This is a genomic window from Tissierella sp., assembly GCF_052089545.1.
Lineage (GTDB): Bacteria > Bacillota > Clostridia > Tissierellales > Tissierellaceae > Tissierella_A.
Genome location: NZ_JBQDAA010000148.1, coordinates 1 through 5,948, shown reverse-complemented (window position 1 = coordinate 5,948; position 5,948 = coordinate 1). Strand labels below are relative to the sequence as shown.

Below are 5,948 nucleotides of genomic sequence, written 5' to 3'. Positions count from 1 at the left end.
GCTCTTTACAGTTTCAATAATGTTTTTACTTTTATCAGTAAATATACCACTTCAATATTACGATGCTAGAAAAACTCAAATATTTAATGCTTTGTTTTATGCAGCCCTAATATTAATTCCAAATCTAATAGGCAGAATGGATATAAATCTTTTAAATAATAGAGTAGTCCAAAAGATACTCTCTTTAGATTTTAAAGTTTTAGCTCCTATTGTCTTACTTATAAGTCTTATTATATATGTAGCTTCTTCATTTATATCTAAAGAAATCTATTCAAAAAAAGAATTTTAGGAGGTTATTTTATGAAACAATTGATATTAAAAGATGTAAGGAGTTTTGGTGTATACAATATATTAGGTCTTTTATTGTTCTTAGTAGTTGGTTACTTTGCACCATCTTTTGAAAATCCTATAGCCTCAAACTTTATCTATGCACTTCCAATTTTTATTACTGCCTTTGTCTTTATAATTATACTTACAGATAAGGATTCAATATCTTCTAGTGAGTCTATTTTTATATCTATGCCAGTTACAAAGTTTGATATAGTAAAGTCTAGGTATTTAACTATATTACTTTATATGGTAGTTACTTCTGCTCTTTTAGTTTTATCTTCCAATATAAGTGTAGCTTTATTTGATCATATAAATGGAAGAACTTTAAGCTTTATTCCTATAATCTTTATATTTGGAATATTTATCGTGTTTTTATCACTATTTTTACCTATGCAGTTTCATAGTAGCAAAATGGCTCAAAGATATAATTTGTTTTTTATATTGTTTTTAGGATTTTTTCCAAGACTACTTGAAAGTTTAGGTATAGTAGAATTATCCCAAGATACAATCCAAAAGATATTTAATGCAAATTATAAAGTTATATCTCCAATCCTACTTTTAATAAGCTTGTTTTTTTATACTATATCTCTTTTTATTGCTAAGGGTATATATGAAAAAAGAGAGTTTTAAATTAAATAATAGCAATATAAATAAAACCACTTAGAGATCGAAGAATTTAATAAGACAAGGAGTGACTTATGAAAGATGCTTTTCCTTTCATGGAACGACGGTTTTATTAAATTCTTGAACCAAGCTTAAGATTCTTCACTTCCTTCCCCTAGGGGACTACCACATGAAAGGCGTCGCAGGATGACAATATTAAATAAAATAAATATTATTTATAATAATTTCAAGGCCCTACTTGTCCCTAGAGATAAGTCAGGGCCTTTACTATTGTCCACTTTATTTCTATGTATAAAATCCTTAACTATTGTAAACAAATATAATTATAGAAAAAAGGTTACATAATTGTAACCTTTCTGAATATACTATCATAGAGATAAAAAGAAAGGAGACTATGTCTTAAATTTTTTTAAAAATTATTTCCAAAAAATGTTTGACAAATGATTTTTTATCTAATACAATGTGTAAATAGTTACAGTAGTTACAAAATAGTTACAAAACTAGTAACAAATAGTTACAAATTGTTACTAAAAAACAGGAGGTATTTTAATGAATAGTTTTAAGATGCTAAATTCTAAGAAAGTAAAGTTAATTATACTTATGAGTTTGGTGCTAACATTAACATTAGGGGTTTATCTTTATAGGGGTAAAGAAGTAGTTCTTGAAGTTGATGGCGAGAAGACAGATGTAGTTTCCTACTCTAAAACTGTTGGAGAATTTTTAGAACAAGAAGATGTCGATTTTAAAGAGGGTGCTTTTGTAAACCTTCCTTTAGAAACTAAAATAGAAAGTAATCAAAACATAATAATCATAAATCCAAAGACATATAGTTTCAAACATAAAGATAGCATGAAAGCAGTTAAGTCAATATATGAGACTGTAGAAGATGTTTTAAAAGACGAAGACTTAGAACTTGGAAAACTCGACTACACAAAACCTGCTTTATCAGAAAAAGTAGAAGAAGGCGATGTTATAGATATCGTTAGGGTAAAAGAAAAAACGGTAGTAGAAGAAGAAAAAATAGAATTTGAAAAGATAGAAGAAAAAACAAACAAACTTTTCAAAGGTGAGTCTAAGCTTAAGCAAAAAGGCGAAGAAGGAGTAAAAGAAAAACATATCAAAAAAATATATGAAAACGACAAGTTAGTAAAAAAAGATTTACTTAAAGAAGAAGTAACTACAGACGCAAAAGATCATATAGTTTTAGTTGGTACTAAGAACAAACCTAAGCCTAAAGCAAAACCTGTATCTAGAAGTTCTGTTTCAAGATCAAGAGCTGTCAAACCAGCTAAAAGCAACAATTCAAAAGCTAGTCATAGTAATGCTTCAGTAAGTGGTAAAACTATTACAATGAATGCTTCAGCATATGATTTATCTTATGCAAGTACAGGAAAAAGACCTGGAGATAGGGGATATGGTATTACAGCTTCAGGAATGAAGGCTAGATACGGAGTAGTTGCAGTAGATCCTAGAGTTATACCACTTGGTACTAAACTTTATATAGAAGGTTATGGTAATGCCATAGCAGGAGATACTGGTGGGGCTATAAAAGGTAACAGAATAGATTTATTTTACAACTCACGTAGCGCAGCATTAAATTTTGGTAGAAGACAAGTAAAAGTAACTATATTAAACTAAAGACAAAGAAAAATAAAATAGATAAAAAAATATAGCCTCTCGATATCGAGAGGCTATATTTTTATTTATTAAATAGTGAACAGTTTTTCAATCTTTTTAATGCTTCTATTATATCTTCTTTGTCTGATGCAAATGATAAACGAAGGTATCCTTCTCCTGCAGATCCAAACGCAGAACCTGGTGTAGTTACTACTTGAACTTCTTCAACTATTTTTTCTGCTACTTTATCACTTGTCATATTTAGTGCTTTTATATTTGGAAAGGCAAAGAATGTTCCTTGAGGCATAGCGCAGGTAACTCCTTCAAGCTCATTTAATCCATTTACTAAGAGATCTCTTCTTTCCTTGTATTCATCCGCCATTTCTTTAACAGCGTCTTGTGGTCCATTTAAAGCTTCTATAGCAGCATATTGTGATAAATGGTTTACACAGGTCGAAAGATTTTCTTGTAATTTTACCATTCCTGCTATTATTTCTTTTGGTCCGTGTGCATAACCTATTCTCCAACCAGTCATGGCATATGTTTTGGAAAAACTGTTTACAGTTATAACATTGTTTTTAAACTCTTCTACACTTCCTACACTAAAGTTAGATAGTCCATCAAAAACTAATTCTTCATATGGCTCATCTGACAATATAATAATATCATTTTCTTTTGCAAGTTTTCCTATTTCTATTAGTTCTTCCTTAGGTATTACTGCACCTGTAGGATTTGATGGGGAATTTAATATAATCACTCTTGTTTTGTCACTTATTTTTTCTCTTATAGCTTGAGCTTTTATACTAAATCCATCTTTTTCAAAAGTATCAACTGGTACTGCTATTCCTCTTGATGATGCTATATGTCCTAAATAGTTAGTCCAGTGTGGATTTGGAAGTATTACTTCATCACCTGGATCTATTAGGGCCATAAGTGATAAGGCTAGGGCTTCTCCAGCTCCCGTTGTTATCATTATTTCTTCTATTGATCCTACATCTATCTTATTTTTATTTTTAAGTTTATCCATTACTGCTTCTCTAAGTTCAACTATACCAACAGTAGCAGTATACTTAATATGTCCTTCTTCTAACTTTTCTTTTGCAGCATCTATAATGTTTTGAGGAGTTTTAAATCCTGGTTCTCCTATACAAAGATTTACTACATCGTCATATTGGTCTGCTACTGCAAACATCTTTCTAATACCTGATTTTGGAACAGCTTGTGCTCTTTTACTTAATCTCATACTTAATCCTCCCCTAATATAATGTCTGTTTTCTTTTGTAACTTTTTTATTTTATATCATATACATAAGTCGTCATATTTGGTATATAGAGTTCTTTTAGATCATCTCTGTATTTAGACTTTTCTAATCCATCAATCCCAAGTATTTTTCTTATATTTAAAGTCAATTTTTCCACCTTATAATTATAGTTTATAAAATCTATAATATCATCTACTCCTATATATGCGTCTTCAAATTTACCATTGTGAACTACTAAAATATATCCATTTCCCTTTTTAATAGCATATACTATTATGTTTTTCTCTGGTTCAAATTGCATAAATTTTAGCTTTTCATTTACTTCTTCAGAAGTTTTAAGACTAAATTCTGGATTTTCTTGTCTTAATTTTATAAGATCTTTGAAATATCTAAAAAAGTGAATATTTTCTTTTTTAAGACTCCAGTCTATAGCATTTACACTTAATGGAGATTTATATGTGTTTGATATGCCACCTTTATCTCTTAAAAACTCATTTCCACTTGTTATAAATGGAATCCCTTGAGATGTAAGGAGCCCACTAAATGCAAATCTATTTAACTTTTCAATATCTTGTTTTACCATATTTGGAAAAACCTTTAATATCTTATCATAAATAATCAAGTCATCATGTGAATTTACATAGTTTATAGATTCAAGTGGTGAGTCTGTAAAACCTTTGTGGCTACTGTTGTAGTCTATAGAACCTACTATACCCAGTTCTACACTCCATTTGTATCTGGAGTTTCCTTGAGTAAATCCTGGGTAGTTTCCGTTGTTATCACCTTTTAAAGCATTTCTAAAGTCATCATTAAAGTATGAAAATCCTAGGCCTCTTTGGGTTCCTTTAAGACTCATGTCTTCAAAGTGAAGGGTTGTTTTTCCGCCTCCCCAAGGTTCTCCGTATATAAATATATGGGGATCTTTTTCTTTTAATGTCTTTACTATTTCTCTTGTAGTATCTATATCTATAAGTCCTAATAAATCAAATCTAAAGCCATCTACTCTGTATTCTTCTACCCAATACTTAAGCGAATCAATTATAAATTTTCTAACCATAGGATTTTGAGTATCTATTTCGTTACCTGTTCCAGTTCCGTCTGAAAACTTACCATCTTCTGTCATTCTATAGTAGTATCCAGGCATTATAGTGTTAAAATTACTTTCAACTGCCTTGTAAGTGTGGTTATAAACTACATCTAAGATCACTTTGAAACCCTTTTGTTGAAGTTTCATTATAAGGGTTTTTAATTCTTTTATTCTATTTAAGGGATCTTTAGGATTTGTAGCATAAGATCCTTCTGGGGTATTGTATAGTTCTGGGTCATATCCCCAGTTGTAGTTTTTATCTTCTAAAAATTTTTCTTCTCTTTCATCTACTGTATAAAAATCATATACAGGCATGAGATGGATGTGAGTTACTCCAAGTTCTTTTAGATGATCGATTCCTGTTTTAAACCCTTTATATTCGCTTCCTTCTTCTACAAATCCTAGATATTTACCCCTGTTTTTGACTCCGGAGTTTTCACTTCCTGTAAAGTCTTTTATATGGGCTTCATATATTATGGGAGTTTTATAATTTATATCACTTGATTGTTTATATTCTCTAAAGCCTTTGGGATCTGTATCCTCTAAGTCTATTATTGCTGATGCTTTTGAGTTTATAGCTGAAGAAACTGAGTAAGGATCTGTAACTTCATCTTTACCATCTACTAGATAGTTATAAAACTTACCCTTATGGTCTCCTTCAAGTTTTAATTCATGTGTTCCATCTTCACTTTTTTCCATGATAAAGACCTGTTTTTCTTCTAAATCTCTCGTTTCATATAGTATTAGTTGTATTTTGTCCTTTATTGGGGACCATACCCTGAAAATTGTTCTTTCTTTTGTATAATCCATTCCAAGCTTTTTATCTGTCTTCCCAAAGTCTTCCATGCTTCCTCCTTGAATTACTTAATTAAATTTTCATAGAGTTCTATATATTCTCTAGATGACTTTTTCCAGTCATTTTTAGAATTCATAGCTCTTTTTATTAAATTTTTCCATACTTTATCATCTTTATATAGATATAGTGCTTCTTTTATAGCGAAAAGAAGTTCATGTGCATTAAAGTTTTTA

Annotated in this window: 5 protein-coding genes; 3 read left to right on the top strand and 2 right to left on the bottom strand. The window is 30.0% G+C overall.

From position 1 onward, the window contains the following. The 3 genes from ACTHW2_RS09920 to ACTHW2_RS09910 all read left to right on the top strand — a co-directional run. Positions 1-289: hypothetical protein (locus ACTHW2_RS09920; RefSeq protein WP_442263762.1), on the top strand; the 289-nt coding region annotated here is incomplete at its 5' end. Positions 290-300: 11 nt separating this feature from the next. Then, positions 301-960, top strand: a complete 660-nt coding sequence (locus ACTHW2_RS09915) for an ABC-2 transporter permease (RefSeq protein WP_442263761.1) — start codon at positions 301-303, stop codon at positions 958-960. A gap of 543 nt (positions 961-1,503) precedes the next feature. Next, on the top strand, positions 1,504-2,592 hold the full coding sequence (locus ACTHW2_RS09910) for a 3D domain-containing protein (protein ID WP_442263760.1): 1,089 nt from the start codon (positions 1,504-1,506) through the stop codon (positions 2,590-2,592). A 61-nt stretch (positions 2,593-2,653) separates the two neighbouring features. Here ACTHW2_RS09910 and ACTHW2_RS09905 read toward each other — a convergent pair whose 3' ends face one another. Together ACTHW2_RS09905 and pulA are read right to left on the bottom strand one after the other, a co-directional pair. Continuing rightward, positions 2,654-3,814: a pyridoxal phosphate-dependent aminotransferase gene (locus ACTHW2_RS09905; protein ID WP_442263759.1), complete on the bottom strand. Its 1,161-nt coding sequence runs from the start codon at positions 3,812-3,814 to the stop codon at positions 2,654-2,656. A 46-nt stretch (positions 3,815-3,860) separates the two neighbouring features. Further along, positions 3,861-5,765 (bottom strand): type I pullulanase, encoded by a 1,905-nt coding sequence (pulA, locus tag ACTHW2_RS09900; RefSeq protein WP_442263758.1) that lies wholly within the window; start codon positions 5,763-5,765, stop codon positions 3,861-3,863. Positions 5,766-5,948: the final 183 nt, after the last annotated feature.